Source organism: Cupriavidus sp. 8B, assembly GCF_054589115.1.
In genome coordinates, this window is the sequence record NZ_BAAILO010000067.1 from 1 (window position 1) to 261 (window position 261).

Genomic DNA, 261 nt, shown 5'->3' on the forward strand with positions numbered 1-261 from the left:
ACCGGCTCGTTCGCTTCGGATTCGACCTGCTCGACCATCTTGCGCGCGAGAACGGGTGTGAGATCATCGTGGTTAATCAGGAATCGCTGTCGCCAGAGCAGGAAATGGTTGAGGACCTGCTTGCCATCATCCATACGTTCTCATGCCGCCTGTACGGCATGCGCGAGTACAAAAAGCAGATCAAGGAAGACTATCCGGGTAGCAAGGTACCGAAGGAAATTCTGGAATGACAACCGTCACCCGCACGCTCTATGGGACGTC

Annotated in this window: 1 pseudogene; it reads left to right on the forward strand. The window is 54.8% G+C overall.

Going from position 1 to position 261, the window contains the following annotated elements:
* Positions 1-230, forward strand: a pseudogene (locus ACYP5B_RS06505) (IS607 family transposase); the annotation flags it as partial.
* Between the last annotated feature and the right edge of the window lie 31 nt (positions 231-261).